The sequence below is a fragment of the Flavobacterium difficile genome (assembly GCF_011392115.1).
Lineage (GTDB): Bacteria > Bacteroidota > Bacteroidia > Flavobacteriales > Flavobacteriaceae > Flavobacterium > Flavobacterium difficile.
Window position 1 is genome coordinate 80,701 of record NZ_JAAJBT010000007.1, and the last position, 14,723, is coordinate 95,423.

The window sequence follows — 14,723 nt, forward strand, 5'->3', positions numbered from 1 at the left end:
TCTTTTCACTTGACTCTTTTTACTTGACTCTTTTCACTTGACTCTTTTCACTTGACTCTTTTTACTTGACTCTTTTTACTTGACTCTTTTCACTTGGCTCTTTTCACTTGACTCTTTTCACTTGGCTCTTTTCACTTGGCTCTTTTTACATAAAAACTTACATTTGCAAAAACAAAAAATAAAATGGCAAAAATATTAACAGGCGTTCAAAGTACAGGAACGCCACATTTAGGAAATTTATTAGGAGCAATTATTCCAGCTATACAAATGGCAAATAACCCAGCCAATGAATCGTTTTTATTTATTGCCGATTTGCATTCGATTACCCAAATTAAAAATGGAGCCGAATTAAAAGCAAATACGTATAGCACAGCAGCTGCTTGGTTAGCTTGCGGATTAGATACTAATAAAGTTACGTTTTACAGACAATCAGATGTGCCACAAACTGCAGAATTGTCTTGGTATTTAAGTTGTTTTTTTCCCTTTCAACGATTAACGTTAGCCCATTCTTTTAAAGATAAAGCCGACAGATTAGAAGATGTAAATGCAGGTTTGTTCACCTATCCCATGTTAATGGCAGCCGACATTTTATTATACGATGCAGAAATTGTTCCTGTTGGAAAAGACCAAATGCAACATTTAGAAATTACACGCGATGTAGCTTCACGTTTCAACCACCAAATGGGAGAAACTTTCGTATTGCCAGAAGGAAAAACTTCTGAAGATACCATGTTGATTCCGGGAACAGACGGACAAAAAATGAGTAAATCTCGTAATAATTTCATCAATATTTTCCTAGATGATAAAGCTTTATTAAAACAAATAAAAGGTATTGAAACCGATAGCACACCATTAGAAGACCCAAAAAATCCAGAGACTTGTAATGTTTTTGCACTTTATAAATTATTAGGTTCTGAAGAACAAACCGCACAATTAAAAACCAAATATTTAGCCGGAAATTATGGTTTCGGTCACGCCAAACAAGAATTATTCGAGTTAATCACTGAAAAATTTAAAACGGAAAGAGAAAAATATACGTATTATATCAACAACTTAGAAGAAGTTGACAAACTGCTTTTCGAAGGTGCAGCAAAAGCAAGTAAAGTTGCAGATGGTGTATTAAATAGAGTTAGAGAAAAGTTAGGGTTTTTATAAAAAATTAGCATGAAAAAAATATATTATTTTGTGTTGTTTTTATTAAGCAATATAGCTATTGGTCAAACTGTTGTAAAAGAATTCAGTGCATATGGCAACTTAAATGGTTCTAATTTAGTTTGTTTAATGAGCGATAATACGCTTTGGATTGGAAACGGCATTGACAGTTGGACAAAACTAGATACTAGCCAATTACCCAAAGATGTGGCCATAAAAATAATTGGTTCAAAATCAAACTTAAATTTTGATTACTCTAAAACCGACTTAATAGTTATCTTAGAAGACAATACCATATGGAACTTAGAAGATGGGTATTCTAAATGGGTAAAACTTCAAACTAACAATTTACCAACAAACTCCAAAATAAAATGTTTTAGAACTTACACCAAAGAAACCGGCTTAAGCTTCGTTTTAGATACCGTTTTAGTTTTAATTTTAGAAGACAATTCGGTTTGGTGGTCGGATGGTGAATTAAACTGGGAAAAAATTACTGATGTTGGTTTGCCAAATGGTTACAATATAGAGGCTTTTAATTCCTATCAAAAACCAAGAATGTATGATACTGAAACAAGAATTTTTGTAACATTATCCGATAGTTCTTTTTGGTGGATAACCGCCGGAGAAAAAAATTGGAAAAAATTAGAAACCAAAAATTATCCAACAGATAAAAGTATTGTGCAAACAGAAGCGTACATGAAGGTTGGCTTAGGTGGTGGTGAAGGACGTATAGTATCATTATTTAACGACAATACTTTAATGTGGATGTCGGCACGTGATTGTAAATGGATTCCTTTTGAAACTAAAGAACTTCCGATAGGTGTAAAAATTAAAAAAATGAATGTTTTTACAAAATATGTTTTTTCTGGAACAGGAACCAGATTAGTTGTTTTATTAGAAAATAATGAATTTTGGACTTGGACACAAGAATCTAAAAAATGGAGTAAAATAGCTAACGAGGGTTTACCAATAACAAACTAAAGCTCACTAAACCAAAAAAAATCACAAATTAGCAAAAGACTAATTTGTGATTTTTTTTTTACCTAAATGGCTTCAAACAGCTTACCTGGCAAAGGTCGAATTACACCTTTTAGTTCCATATTTAATAACAAAGAAGAAATTTTAAAAATTGGCAAATCACAATCTAGAGCTATAATATCCATTAGTTCAGGTTGTTTATTTTGAAGATAATCGTAAATTTTTTGTTCATCATCTGTTAAAGAAACAAATAATTGCTTTTGAATGGGTGTTACTTTTTTCTCTTGTAAGTCCCAATTCAAAATATAAATTAAATCTGCCGCACTATTTAACAAATGCGCGCGTTGTGTTTTAATCAGATTGTTGCAACCTTGACTAAATTTATCTGAAACACGACCTGGAACGGCAAAAACATCTCGATTGTAATCGTTAGCTAAATTAGCTGTAATTAACGAACCGCCTTTTTCTGCACTTTCTATCACTACAGTAGCTTCACACATTCCTGCTACAATTCGATTGCGTTTGATAAAATTTTCTCTATCCGGATTGGAAGTACTCCAAAATTCTGTCATAAACCCGCCATTTTGCTCCATTTTAGCCATATATTTTTGATGCATTTTCGGATAAATCTGATTCAATCCATGTGCTAAAACACCTATGGTTTGCAAGTTGTTTTCCATAGCGGCTTGATGAGCAACAATATCGATACCATAAGCAAAACCACTAACTATAATCGGGTTTAATGGGGCCAAATCAGCTATTAATTTTTTTGTAAATTCTGTTCCGTAAGGTGTTACTTGGCGTGTTCCTACAATATTTATGAGTTTTCTGTTTTGAAAATCAATATTTCCTGATTGAAACAACACTAGCGGGCCGTCGATACAATGCTTCAATCGTTCAGGATAACTAGCTTCCTGATAGTACAAACAAGAAATATTTTGTTGTTCAACAAATTGAAGTTCTTTTTCGACTAACTGAAAAACGGAATGATCTTGTAATTTTTTAAAAAGGACTTCGCCCACACCATCAATGGCTAATAGCGCTTTTTTCTTAGCTTCAAAAACGGCTTGGGCAGAACCGCAATGGGTTATTAATTTTTTGGCAACAATGTCACCAATTCCATCGACTTTTAAAAGTGCGAGTGCGTGTAATAATTCAGTATGTAACATGGCGTATAAAATAGATTACAAATATATTTATTTTTTATAATTTTGAAATAGTCATTAAAAACAAATTTGTACAATCAAATACCATTGAAAATAAAGACCATACCTTTCGACCAATAAAAAACAATAAATGATTACGATTGAAAATCAAACCTAAATAAACTCAAAGCTTAGATTGTTAATAAAAATTGTTGATAAAATTTTGTTTTTGTCTTTGAATACTTAATTTTGCTACTATGAAAATAGAGAAATACATTTCTGGATTATTGTATCGTTACCAATGCGTTAGCATTCCTGGTTTCGGTGCGTTTTTAAGCGAATGGCAATCGGCTCAAATAGCAGAAGGTCAAAATTCGTTTGTACCTCCAAGAAAAGTAATTTCTTTCAACGCCAACATCAAAACTAATGACGGTTTATTGGCGAACCATATTGCCTTACAAGAAAAAATTAGCTACGAAAATGCGCTTGCAAAAATTGAAACTCAAGTAATTTTTTGGTTAGAAAAACTTCAAAATAAAGAGGTATTAAACTTAGAAAATATAGGTGAAATATTTTCAAATTCTGAAAACAATTTGGTTTTTAAACCTAATACTTCCGTTAATTACTTAATGGATTCTTTTGGTTTGGCAGGTTTTAATTCTCCTGAAATTATCCGAGAAAATCAAACCCAAAATGTAGTTGAAACCATTTCTATCGCTCAAGAGGTTGTAGAAAATGAAATTTTGAAAAAAGTAGTTATTGAAGTTGAAACTCCAGTAATTCCATTAGTTCAAAACAAAACCAATACGAATTGGTTGAAATATGCTGCTGCAATTGCGATTTTTTCTTCAGTAGGAATTTATGGTTACAAAATGTATTATGATTTTACTATAGATCAAAAAACTGTTTTAGTTGAAAAAGCAGTGCAAGAAAAAGTAAATCAGAAATTACAAGAAGCTACATTTGTTTTACCTAATCCAATGCAAGCTGTTGATTTAACGTTGGAAGAAAAAATAAATGCGAAATACCATGTTATAGCAGGTGCTTATAGAAATGAACATAATGCTGATAAGGTACTTAAAGAATTAATAGCTCAAGGTTTTGAAGCTCATTTATTGAAAAAAAATAAGTCGGGTCTAATTCCTGTTGCTTTTGGAAGTTATACAAAATTAAAAGAAGCGCAAAGTTTGAAGCTTAAAATAAAAGCAAAAGACAGCATTGATGCTTGGTTGCTTATAGATTAATCCCAATTTTGGGATTTTTTTATGCCTTGTTTTTAAATCAGAGTTAGTATCTTTGTAAAAAAACAATGCAAAATAAATATCCTTCAGACTCCGTAACTGTTCTTACAGATTTAGTTTTACCAGGTGAAACCAATCCTTTAAACAATCTTTTTGGTGGTGAATTATTAGCGCGTATGGACAGAGCTGCAAGTATTACTGCACGTCGTCACTCTCGTAGAATTTGTGTAACCGCATCTGTAAATCACGTAGCCTTTAACAAAGCAATTCCACTAGGAAGTGTGGTTACTGTAGAAGCAAAAGTGTCTAGAACTTTTTCAACATCTATGGAAATTTTTATTGATGTTTGGACAGAAGACAGAGAATCTGGAATAAAAAATAAAGCTAACGAAGCAATTTATACTTTTGTTGCGGTAGACGAAATGGGAAGTCCCGTTCCAGTTCCACCAATTGAACCACAAACAGAGTTAGAAATTCAACGCTTTGAAGCGGCTTTAAGAAGAAAACAATTGAGTTTAGTTTTAGCAGGAAAAATGAAACCAGCTGAAGCTACTGAATTAAGAGCCTTATTTACAACATAAAAAATTACAATATGGATTTTTATAAATTAGCCATAAAAGAAATTAAAAGAGAAACTAAAAGTGCCGTTTCTATTGTTTTTAATATTCCTGAAGAACTAAAAGCAGTTTATCAATTTATTGCTGGACAATATGTTACGTTAAAATTAACTTTAGATGGAAAAGAAATTCGTAGAGCGTATTCTATATGTTCTTCTCCAAAAAGTGGCGAAATGCGAATTGCTGTAAAAGAAGTTTCAAACGGAACCTTTTCAAAATTTGCTAATCGTAATTTAGCAGTAGGCGATTTATTAGAAGTAAGCATTCCTGAAGGGAAATTTACTTTTGAAGCCAAACACGAACAACAAAAAAGTTATGCGGCGTTTGCTGCTGGAAGTGGAATTACTCCCGTTTTATCGATTGCAAAAAGTGTTTTAGAAGACGAACCAAATAGTACATTTGTTTTGGTTTACGGAAACAAAGACGTAGCAGAAACTATTTTCCATGACGAATTACACGCGCTTCAACTTAAAAATTTAGGTCGATTTTTTGTACATTTCGTATACAGTCAAGTAAATGTGGCTGGCGAATTGTTTGGAAGAATTGACAAATCTGTGGTAAACACTGTTCTTAAAAACAAACATGCAGATAAAACCTTTTCTAAGTTTTATTTATGTGGACCAGAAGAAATGATTAAAGTAGTTTCTGCTACTTTAACTGAAAATAATGTTGCAGAGAAAGACATCAAATTTGAATTATTTGGAACGTCTGCAACAACAGAAAGTAAAACTTCTACTGGTTCAAACGGACATACTCAAATTTCAATCTTAGTAGATTCTGATGAAGTGACTTTTGAAATGAGTCAGAAACAAACCATTTTAGAAGCGGCTTTAAAGCAAGGTTTAGATGTACCTTATTCGTGTCAAGGTGGAATTTGTAGCAGTTGTATTTGCCGAGTGACAGAAGGAAGTGCCACTATGAATAAAAACCAAATTTTAACTGACAATGAAGTCGCGGAAGGCTTAGTTTTAGCTTGTCAAGCCGTGCCAACTACTTCAGAAATTAAAGTAGATTTTGACGATATTTAAACCTATCAACTCATAATAAAAAACCCTAAATCGCTTTTTTTGATTTAGGGTTTTTTTATTTATAAAACAGAATTGATTTTATTCACAACCGTTTCCGGCAATATACTTCGCATCGCATTTTCATAACCTTCCACTTTTTTATTTCCATAAACCGAAGTGGGTAAAAAAGGATATTGCTCTCTATCGGAAGTAATACAAAAATCATCAGGTTGATGAAATGGTTTAAATCCAGCAAAAGGATGTGTGGCGCCCCAAAGTGTAATCACTTTTACACCCAACATAGCCGCTATATGTGCATTTCCAGAATCCATAGAAAGCATCAGGTTTAAGTTAGCAATTAAGTCCAATTCTTGTTGAAACTTAATTTTCCCGGCCACAACCATCACGTTTTCATGGTTGTTTTTCAGTTGATTTAATTTTTTAATTTCTTCGTTTCCACCACCAAATAAAAAGACTTTTACAGAAGTGTTTTTTGCTAATTCATCAATCACCTCTTGCATTAAATCTATCGGATACACTTTAGTTTCGTATTGTGCGAAAGGTGCGATGCCTATCCAATTTTTATCTTTATTGCCAGTAATCGCGATAATTTCTTCTGATAAAAGGGCTTTTTTTGGAAAAATCGGATGGTCTAAATTTAATGGAAAACCTAATTTTTCAAACGTTTTTCCATGTCTATCAAACATCGATTGGGTTGGCGAAATAGTTTTATTAGCTAGTTTTGTTAGTGCTTTCTTCTCTTTTCGGCCTTTGTCTGTAGCAGCCACTTTTTTTCCTGTTAAGGCAAATAATGTTCTGACCACTTTCGAACGCAACACATTATGTAAATCGGCAACCGCATCAATATGCAACTTTCGTAAATCGGAAAACAAACGTATTAATCCTAAAAAGCCCTTATGTCGTTCCTTTAAATCGATAGCAAAAAAAGTTACGTTTTCAATATCTTCGAAAAAAGGTTGGAAAAAAGGTCGAGAAACCACTGTGATTTTCACCTCAGGATATTGTAAAGAAAAAGCTTTCAACACAGGAACAGTCATTGCGACATCACCCATAGCTGAAAGCCTGATAACTAAAATGTGTGGCGACATTTATTTTTTATTTTGATACAAAACTGGGTTCAATTCCTCATCGTTGTACATTTTCATTTGTTTGTACACCTTCATGAATTTATCACCGTTTTCGATATCTTCAATTAATTGACTGATAGAAATAAACATGTCGTTTTTCTGATCTAACAATACGTTTAATTTTTCTTGACATTTTGCTCTGTGTTCTGCGGTTGCTTCTTCACGTGTAGCTTCTTCATTCATGTGGTAAATTTTCAAAGCTAAAATAGATAACCTGTCAATGGCCCAAGCTGGACTTTCCGTATTGATTCTAGCTTCTGGTTTTACTTGAACGTGCGCATATTTCTGTAAAAAATAACTATCAATATATTCTACCATATCGGTTCTAACTTGATTAGAAGCATCGATTTTACGTTTCAAATCTAAAGCGGCAACTGGGTCAATGTTTGGATCACGAACAATATCTTCATAATGCCATTGTACCGTGTCTACCCAATTTTTTGCATACAATAAATGTTCTACTGAACCTTTTTCAAAGGGGTTTAATACCGGCTGATATACATCATCTATAACATGATATTCTTTTATCGATTGTTCAAAAATCGGAAAGGCAAATTCTGCAAACATAGTTTCTAATTTAATTTACAAAAATAAGGATTTTTTGTACTTTTAACCACAAATTTCAAATTATCTCACATGACCGTACATTATATCTCCGAACAAAACAGTATTTTAAATCATTTTCTTACGCAACTTAGAGATGTAAACATTCAGAAAGACAGCATGCGTTTTAGAAAAAACATTGAACGTATCGGTGAAATTATGGCGTATGAGTTAAGTAAAAAATTAGAATACAAAGACATTGCTGTTCAAACACCTTTAGGTATAAAACATACTACAACTATTGCGGAAAACCTAGTTTTGTGTTCTATTTTACGAGCTGGATTAGCACTTCATCAAGGGTTTATGAATTTTTTTGACGATGCGGAAAACGGATTTGTTTCGGCTTACCGTCATCATTATAATAACGATGACGAATTTGAAATTTTGGTGGAATACAAAGCAACTCCAACTTTCAATAATAAAAGCTTAATTTTAATTGATCCGATGTTGGCTACTGGACAATCTTTAGTAGCTGTTTTGAAAAAACTTTTAGTGGATCACAATCCAAAACAAATACATATTGCAGTGGTAATTGCCGTTCCAGAAGGTATTAAATATTTAGAAGAAAACTTACCTGATACTTGTCATTTATGGGTCGCTGCTTTAGATGAAAAACTAAACGAAAAAAATTATATTGTTCCTGGTTTAGGTGATGCTGGCGATTTAGCGTATGGAAATAAATTATAATTGAGCAAAAAAGAAAAACATACCTACGGCAAAAAGTAAATACAACGAAACTTCTTTGTAAACCGAATCTTCAAATTTTTCAAACATATTTGCGCCTAAAATAGATAGTGGTGCAAAAGAATAAATAAGTAAATCGTTAGATTTATTTGGTGAAAAAATATAAATACCTACGGCCAAAATAAACGAAAAATAAATTTGTTTGTAAGACGATTGCATGTTCAAAGGTTTGTTCTGATAATCAAAAGTTTGAGAAGCAAAAAACAAAACAGATATCGAAACGAATAAGGCCAAAGCCATATTTTGATACACATTATCAAACGCAAAAAAGTTAAAACCTACGTCAAAAATATTTTCTTTGATAGCATAATTATCGAAAAGCACTAAGCTAGAAAATATATACAGAATCCAAACGCATAAAAAAGAAACAAAAGGTAAAACCCAATTTTTATAATCTTTTCCAGAGTGAAAAACGATAGAAATAAACACCAAAACGATATACAGAATACTCCAAAAATGAAATATTGCGGAAAGAAAAATCCAAAAAGAGGCATCGAATATTTTCTCTTTTGGTGAGTTTAGTGTTTTTAAAGAAATCAATCGTCGTAAGGCCAACAATAAAAACACATTAGACAATACAATTTTCGTATCATCTAAAATGGTTGGAAATAAAAGTATAAAAATCAAAAAAATTAAAATGGCATAATTATCATTTTTCGTAAGCGAATTTTTTAGTGAAATAAAATTGACAAGAAAAAAAGAAAAAATAATTAATACTAAAACGGCACCTTTTTCTAAAAGCGTATTTGTGGTAAAATCGGTAGCCGAAACTTGAAATTGATATAAAAAATAACAAGAAAGCAGCATTATGAAAATTAATGCATAATTTATTGGTCGAGTTTTACTAAAAAGGCTTGCAATCATAAAGATATTTTATATTTTTGTAGTGTAAATATAATAATAAAAAAATGAAAGCATTTTTCGAAGCAATACAATTTTTATTTGTTGAAGTACTTTTTGTACCGATGGACTTGTTAAGAAGTTGGGAATTAACCAATTGGTGGGGTGCAAATATTATCAATTGGGTATTTATTTGTATTTGTTGTTATTGGACGTATTACTGGACCAAACAATTACAGATTTTCAAAAAATCTGGAGAAGATGAGCAAGATACCACTGCGCATTCTTTCTTAACGAAATAATTCTTTTTAAAAATAAAAAAAACACTGTGCCAAAATTAGTACAGTGTTTTTTCGTATCTTAAAGTCAAAGATTCAATTACAAGTCGAATCCTATGTCTTTTCTATAATTCATCTTATCAAATTTTAGGTTTTCTATGGTTTGATAAGATTTTTTTGTGGCTTCTACGAAGGTATTTCCAAAAGAAGTTACTGCTAAAACACGACCTCCATTAGAAAGTATTTTCCCGTTTTCTTCTTTTGTTCCTGCATGAAAAACTAGCGATTCTGTTTCATGGTTTAATCCAGAAATTTCTTTGCCTTTTTCAAATGCTTCAGGATAACCACCAGAAACTACAACAATTGTCGCAGCCGTTCTTTCGTCTAAATCTAATTTAAAATCCGATAACTTTTCGTTAGCAACCGCCTGAAACAAAGCCACTAAATCGCTGTTAATTCTTGGTAAAACTACTTCCGTTTCTGGATCACCCATTCTTACGTTGTATTCAATTACGAATGGATTATCGCCCACTTTAATCAGACCAATAAATACAAAACCTTTGTATTCAATGTTGTCGTTTTTTAAACCATTGATAGTTGGAATTACAATTTGAGTTTCAATTTTTTCCATCAATGCCGCATCTGCAAATGGCACTGGAGAAATGGCGCCCATTCCACCTGTATTTAAACCTGTGTCGCCTTCGCCAATTCTTTTGTAATCTTTGGCTGTTGGCAATATCTTGTAACTTTTTCCGTCTGTTACAACAAAACAACTTAATTCAATTCCGTCTAAAAATTCTTCTATTACGACTTTCGCACTCGCTGAACCAAATTTCGCTTCGACTAACATCGCTTTCAGTTCGTCTTTTGCTTCTTGTAAATCGTTTAAAATTACTACACCTTTTCCGGCTGCTAAACCATCCGCTTTTAAAACATAAGGTGGAGAAAGGGTCTCTAAAAACTCATATCCTTTTTCCACGGTTTCTGGAGTAAAACTTTCATATTTAGCCGTTGGAATGTTGTTTTTTACCAAAAACTCTTTGGCAAATTCTTTACTTCCTTCTAATTGGGCGCCTAATTTTGAAGGTCCAATTACTGGAATAGCAGAAATTTGAGTATCATTTTTAAAGAAATCGTAAATTCCGTTTACTAAAGGATCTTCCGGACCGACTACTACCATTTCAACTGCGTTAGCCAAAACAAATTGTTTAACCGATTCAAAATCATTTGGATTGATAGCTACATTGGTAGCAATTTGTGCTGTTCCTGCATTTCCTGGTGCCACAAAAAGTTGCGAGCAAAGTGCACTTTGAGTCATTTTCCAAGCAAAAGCATGTTCTCTTCCGCCAGAACCTAAAAGTAAAATATTCATATCGTGTGTGTTGTTTGTTTCTGCAAAAATAGTTGTTTTACTTGGAAAAAAAAGTAAGTCTTTGTTAGATTATAAAATTAGGTTTGTTATTTTTGAATAAATTCAGAAATCGTGATTCACTTATTCGACTTAACATTAAAAATAAATGGTTTCCCTATGAAGGAAGCTCAACTTGAATTTGAAAAAAATCTACAAATTTCTGAATCTGAGTATCAAAATTTTATTGAAGAAAAAAGAAAAGCGATTGTTCAATTTCATATAGAAAACAATCCGTTTTATAAGAAATTAGCAGGAAATATAGAGGTTTCAAATTGGAATAATTTACCTATTCTGACTAAGAAAAACTTGCAAGTTCCTTTAGCAGAAAGACTTTCTAAAGGATTTGAAAAAAACATTTACATCAATAAAACGTCAGGTTCAAGTGGCGATCCGTTTATTTTTGCGAAAGATAAATTTTCTCACGCGCTAACTTGGTATTCTAATATTTACCGATTTGGTTGGTTTGGAATCGATTTTAACACGTCGTTGCAAGCGCGATTTTATGGCATTCCGTTAGATAAATTTGGCTATTACAAGGAACGGTTTAAAGATTTATTAGCCAAAAGGTATCGCTTTCCTATTTTCGATTTATCGGATGTGGTTTTGGAAGAAATTCTGAAAAAATTCCAACAGAAAAAATTCGATTATATTAATGGATACACGAGTTCCGTTGTGCTTTTTGCGAAATTCTTGCAATCGAAAAACATTATATTAAAAGACATTTGTCCGACTTTAAAAGTCTGTATGGTTACTTCAGAAATGCTTTTTGATGCTGATAAAATCTTGCTAGAAAAATATTTAGGCATTCCTATAGTGAACGAATATGGTGCTTCGGAATTAGACTTATTAGCTTTTCAAAATCCGAAAGGTGAATGGCAAGTCAATGCCGAAACCTTATTTGTTGAGATTTTAGACGATAACAATCAGCCCGTTCCAAATGGTACTTCTGGAAAAGTTGTAGTGACTTCTTTGTACAACCAAGCACATCCGTTTATTCGCTATGAAATTGGTGACATTGGCATTTTGGATGAAAAAAGCACTTGGAAAAAACCGATTTTGAAGCAATTAATTGGTCGAACTAATGATGTTGCCATTTTGCCTAGCGGAAAAAAATCGCCAGGATTGACATTCTATTATGTGACGAAAAGTATTATTGAAGACGATGGAAATGTGAAAGAATTCGTTATCAAACAAACCAAATTAGATAGTTTTGAAATCGATTATGTGAGTGAAAAAGCACTTTCTACAACACAGATTGACGAAATTCAGAAAGCCATTGATTTGTACTTAGAACCGAATTTGAATTTTACCTATACGCGAAAAGACTTTTTAACGAGAAGCAATCGTGGAAAATTGAAGCAATTTACTTCGTTGTTGTAATAGCCTCACCCCAGCTCTCTCCAAAGGAAAGGGAGCGAAAACGTAATTTAGTTTGTGTTTAAAATTTCAACTTATACTTGGGTTTGATAACCAATTGAACATACAAAAATTGCATTGTATCGAAACAAGCCATTAGAAAATTTCGTTTGTGGAAATCTTTATATACTTTGAAATTATATTTAATTAATTTCCATTTGGATGCGGAAATAGAATCTTGACGAACTCTGTAGTATGCTAAGCTTTCGGGAACTGGAGTCGCGAATTTAGTTTGCTTTACAATTTGTAACCACAACATCCAATCTTGTCTTTTTTTGATAGAAGAAATCGGAATTTTTCCAAAGAAATCTACCGAATAAATTCCTGTTAAATTGCCAATCCAATTGCAAAAATATAACTGTTTGTATGTAATTTTTGTGGGAGTTGTAATCGTTTCATTTCTCAAATTCCCAGCTTCATCTATGATTTCATAAAACGAAAAAGTAAAAGGGATTTTATGAGATTGCATAAAATAAAGTTGTTTTTCCAATTTTTCCGGTTTCCACAAATCATCTGCATCTAAAAAAGCGATATAATTACCGGAAGCTTTTTGAATACCTAAATTTCTTGCTTTGCCTGCACCTGAGTTGGTATCTAATTTAAAGGCTTTTACACGCGCATCTTGAGAAGCAAAATCTGTAATTATGGTGTAAGTAGTATCAGAAGAACAATCGTCTATAAGAAGTAATTCCCAATTTTGAAATGTTTGATTTAAAACAGATTGTATTGCTTGTGAAAGATATTTTTCAGAATTGTAACAAGGTGTAATTATGGAAACCAACAGACTCATTAGTAAGCTTTTTCTTCTCCTCTTATGGCGTTAAGAACTGTTTTGTAAATAATTTTGACATCTAATAAAACAGACCAATTTTCTAGATAAAAAATATCAAATTTAACTCTATTTATAATGTCTTTTTCTGTTTCAACTTCACCTCTACAACCATTAATTTGTGCTAAACCTGTAATTCCAGGTTTGATAAAATGTCTTACCATAAATTTATCAATGCTCTTTGCATACATTTCGGTGTGACTTACCATATGTGGTCTTGGTCCTACAACCGACATATCTCCAAGTATAACATTAAAAAATTGAGGCAATTCATCAATACTGAACTTTCTAATTATCTTTCCAAGTTTAGTAACTCTAGGATCGTTTTTTTGGACTTGTTCTAAATCGGCAATAGGATTCAATTGCATGGATCTGAACTTATAACAATAAAATTCTTTGTAATTTAATCCGTTTCTTTTTTGTTTGAAAAAAACAGGCCCTTTGGATTCTAACTTAATTAATATGGCGATTAAAAGTGTTAACCACGACAATAAAAAAACAATAATTAATAGTGAAAAAACAACATCAAAAAAACGTTTAAACCTTTTGTTAACTTCTTTGTCTAAAGGTATCGTTCTTAATGAAATTACTGGAATATATCCATAATACTCCACAGCTAAATTCCTTAAAAGTCTATTTTTACTATCTGGCAATAATTTTATAGTCTTCAGATTATTATCCGCAAAATTTATTAAACTATCTAAATCAGAATTGCTTAATGTGTTTAAAGAACCGTAAATTTCGTCAACTTTGTGTTCTGATACAAATTCGTAACATTCTTTAATTTCATCTTTTTTATTCTTTTTTAAATCGAAAATCTTTAAAAGATTGTAGCCGTAATCTAAATTGGTATTAAAAAAAGTTTTGAGTTCGTCAACATCTTTTCCGTGCCCTAAAATGATTACATTTCTAAGGTTTCCTCCATAAAACAATCGATATTTTCGAAGTAGAAAAAATATAGAAAATTTAATAAAACCTACCACAACAAATGAAGTGATAATATAATGCCAAATTTCGTCTGGAGTTACATATTTGTATTTATACCCAACGTAAGCAAACGTAATTAAACTTATAAAAACAAATTGTTTGAACAATTTTCCAAAAATTGCAATCTCTTTTGTAAAACGGTAAACCTCGTAATAGCCTGAATAATAGGATACAATTATCCAAAACAATGATAAAATAGTATGATAACCAAAATTACTCATTGCCGAACGCAGACACACTAATATTAATAGATTGATAACTAATAAATCTAAAAAAGTAATTAATGGCCTTATAAGACTCGAATATCTACCTGTTTTTGGCTTCAAT

15 protein-coding genes are annotated in these 14,723 nt (G+C 32.0%); 8 read left to right on the plus strand and 7 right to left on the minus strand.

Annotated features, from left to right (window positions below; translation table 11 throughout):
- Nucleotides 1–183: 183 nt before the first annotated feature.
- On the plus strand, nt 184–1,155 hold the full coding sequence (gene trpS / locus G4D72_RS11425; RefSeq protein ID WP_166077842.1) for a tryptophan--tRNA ligase: 972 nt from the start codon (nt 184–186) through the stop codon (nt 1,153–1,155).
- Nucleotides 1,156–1,164: 9 nt separating this feature from the next.
- Entirely contained in the window at nt 1,165–2,133 is a 969-nt protein-coding gene (locus G4D72_RS11430) for a hypothetical protein (RefSeq protein ID WP_166077843.1), read from the plus strand.
- Between the two features lie 62 nt (nt 2,134–2,195).
- Here the strand turns inward: G4D72_RS11430 and dprA are convergent, their stop codons facing one another.
- Nucleotides 2,196–3,299, minus strand: coding sequence for a DNA-processing protein DprA (gene dprA / locus G4D72_RS11435; RefSeq protein WP_166077844.1), 1,104 nt, complete (start codon nt 3,297–3,299; stop codon nt 2,196–2,198).
- Between the two features lie 233 nt (nt 3,300–3,532).
- Between dprA and G4D72_RS11440 the strand changes: the two genes are divergently transcribed.
- From G4D72_RS11440 to G4D72_RS11450, 3 genes are all read left to right on the plus strand, one after another.
- Nucleotides 3,533–4,519 (plus strand): HU domain-containing protein, encoded by a 987-nt coding sequence (locus tag G4D72_RS11440; protein WP_166077845.1) that lies wholly within the window; start codon nt 3,533–3,535, stop codon nt 4,517–4,519.
- A 65-nt stretch (nt 4,520–4,584) separates the two neighbouring features.
- Nucleotides 4,585–5,097 carry an acyl-CoA thioesterase gene (locus tag G4D72_RS11445; protein ID WP_166077846.1) on the plus strand — a complete coding sequence of 171 codons (513 nt, stop codon included), beginning with the start codon at nt 4,585–4,587 and terminating at the stop codon, nt 5,095–5,097.
- Between the two features lie 11 nt (nt 5,098–5,108).
- The gene (locus G4D72_RS11450) at nt 5,109–6,161 is read left to right on the plus strand and encodes a ferredoxin--NADP reductase (RefSeq protein WP_166077847.1); all 1,053 of its coding nucleotides are present in this window, start codon (nt 5,109–5,111) and stop codon (nt 6,159–6,161) included.
- Nucleotides 6,162–6,220: 59 nt separating this feature from the next.
- Here G4D72_RS11450 and G4D72_RS11455 read toward each other — a convergent pair whose 3' ends face one another.
- Nucleotides 6,221–7,249 carry a glycosyltransferase family 9 protein gene (locus G4D72_RS11455; RefSeq protein WP_235922502.1) on the minus strand — a complete coding sequence of 343 codons (1,029 nt, stop codon included), beginning with the start codon at nt 7,247–7,249 and terminating at the stop codon, nt 6,221–6,223.
- Complete coding sequence (locus tag G4D72_RS11460) at nt 7,250–7,855, minus strand: DUF4254 domain-containing protein (RefSeq protein ID WP_166077848.1); 606 nt, start codon at nt 7,853–7,855, stop codon at nt 7,250–7,252.
- Between the two features lie 69 nt (nt 7,856–7,924).
- On the opposite strand from G4D72_RS11460, the gene upp reads away from it, so the two are divergent.
- Nucleotides 7,925–8,578, plus strand: a complete 654-nt coding sequence (upp, locus tag G4D72_RS11465; RefSeq protein WP_166077849.1) for a uracil phosphoribosyltransferase — start codon at nt 7,925–7,927, stop codon at nt 8,576–8,578.
- Here upp and G4D72_RS11470 read toward each other — a convergent pair.
- Nucleotides 8,573–9,499, minus strand: a complete 927-nt coding sequence (locus G4D72_RS11470; RefSeq protein WP_166077850.1) for a DUF6427 family protein — start codon at nt 9,497–9,499, stop codon at nt 8,573–8,575. The genes upp and G4D72_RS11470 overlap by 6 nt on opposite strands.
- Before the next feature lie 44 nt (nt 9,500–9,543).
- On the opposite strand from G4D72_RS11470, the gene G4D72_RS11475 reads away from it, so the two are divergent.
- Nucleotides 9,544–9,777 carry a DUF6341 family protein gene (locus G4D72_RS11475; protein WP_166077851.1) on the plus strand — a complete coding sequence of 78 codons (234 nt, stop codon included), beginning with the start codon at nt 9,544–9,546 and terminating at the stop codon, nt 9,775–9,777.
- Nucleotides 9,778–9,853: 76 nt separating this feature from the next.
- On the opposite strand, the gene purD is transcribed toward G4D72_RS11475, so the two are convergent.
- Complete coding sequence (gene purD, locus G4D72_RS11480) at nt 9,854–11,125, minus strand: phosphoribosylamine--glycine ligase (RefSeq protein ID WP_166077852.1); 1,272 nt, start codon at nt 11,123–11,125, stop codon at nt 9,854–9,856.
- 111 nt (nt 11,126–11,236) lie between these two features.
- On the opposite strand from purD, the gene G4D72_RS11485 reads away from it, so the two are divergent.
- The gene (locus G4D72_RS11485; protein WP_166077853.1) at nt 11,237–12,544 is read left to right on the plus strand and encodes a phenylacetate--CoA ligase family protein; all 1,308 of its coding nucleotides are present in this window, start codon (nt 11,237–11,239) and stop codon (nt 12,542–12,544) included.
- 58 nt (nt 12,545–12,602) lie between these two features.
- Here G4D72_RS11485 and G4D72_RS11490 read toward each other — a convergent pair whose 3' ends face one another.
- Both G4D72_RS11490 and G4D72_RS11495 read right to left on the minus strand, forming a co-directional pair.
- Nucleotides 12,603–13,370: a glycosyltransferase family 2 protein gene (locus tag G4D72_RS11490; protein WP_166077854.1), complete on the minus strand. Its 768-nt coding sequence runs from the start codon at nt 13,368–13,370 to the stop codon at nt 12,603–12,605.
- Entirely contained in the window at nt 13,370–14,722 is a 1,353-nt protein-coding gene (locus G4D72_RS11495) for an undecaprenyl-phosphate glucose phosphotransferase (protein WP_166077855.1), read from the minus strand. The genes G4D72_RS11490 and G4D72_RS11495 overlap by 1 nt, the downstream gene beginning before the upstream one ends.
- Nucleotide 14,723: the final 1 nt, after the last annotated feature.

Bases quoted from the DNA above. Each gene is read 5' to 3' on its own strand.
- purD (WP_166077852.1), bottom strand. From the start codon at position 11,125: ATGAATATTTTACTTTTAGGTTCTGGCGGAAGAGAACATGCTTTTGCT.
- G4D72_RS11490 (WP_166077854.1), bottom strand. From the start codon at position 13,370: ATGAGTCTGTTGGTTTCCATAATTACACCTTGTTACAATTCTGAAAAA.
- trpS (WP_166077842.1), top strand. From the start codon at position 184: ATGGCAAAAATATTAACAGGCGTTCAAAGTACAGGAACGCCACATTTA.
- G4D72_RS11455 (WP_235922502.1), bottom strand. From the start codon at position 7,249: ATGTCGCCACACATTTTAGTTATCAGGCTTTCAGCTATGGGTGATGTC.
- G4D72_RS11430 (WP_166077843.1), top strand. From the start codon at position 1,165: ATGAAAAAAATATATTATTTTGTGTTGTTTTTATTAAGCAATATAGCT.
- G4D72_RS11440 (WP_166077845.1), top strand. From the start codon at position 3,533: ATGAAAATAGAGAAATACATTTCTGGATTATTGTATCGTTACCAATGC.
- G4D72_RS11460 (WP_166077848.1), bottom strand. From the start codon at position 7,855: ATGTTTGCAGAATTTGCCTTTCCGATTTTTGAACAATCGATAAAAGAA.
- G4D72_RS11470 (WP_166077850.1), bottom strand. From the start codon at position 9,499: ATGATTGCAAGCCTTTTTAGTAAAACTCGACCAATAAATTATGCATTA.
- G4D72_RS11445 (WP_166077846.1), top strand. From the start codon at position 4,585: ATGCAAAATAAATATCCTTCAGACTCCGTAACTGTTCTTACAGATTTA.
- upp (WP_166077849.1), top strand. From the start codon at position 7,925: ATGACCGTACATTATATCTCCGAACAAAACAGTATTTTAAATCATTTT.
- G4D72_RS11450 (WP_166077847.1), top strand. From the start codon at position 5,109: ATGGATTTTTATAAATTAGCCATAAAAGAAATTAAAAGAGAAACTAAA.
- G4D72_RS11475 (WP_166077851.1), top strand. From the start codon at position 9,544: ATGAAAGCATTTTTCGAAGCAATACAATTTTTATTTGTTGAAGTACTT.
- dprA (WP_166077844.1), bottom strand. From the start codon at position 3,299: ATGTTACATACTGAATTATTACACGCACTCGCACTTTTAAAAGTCGAT.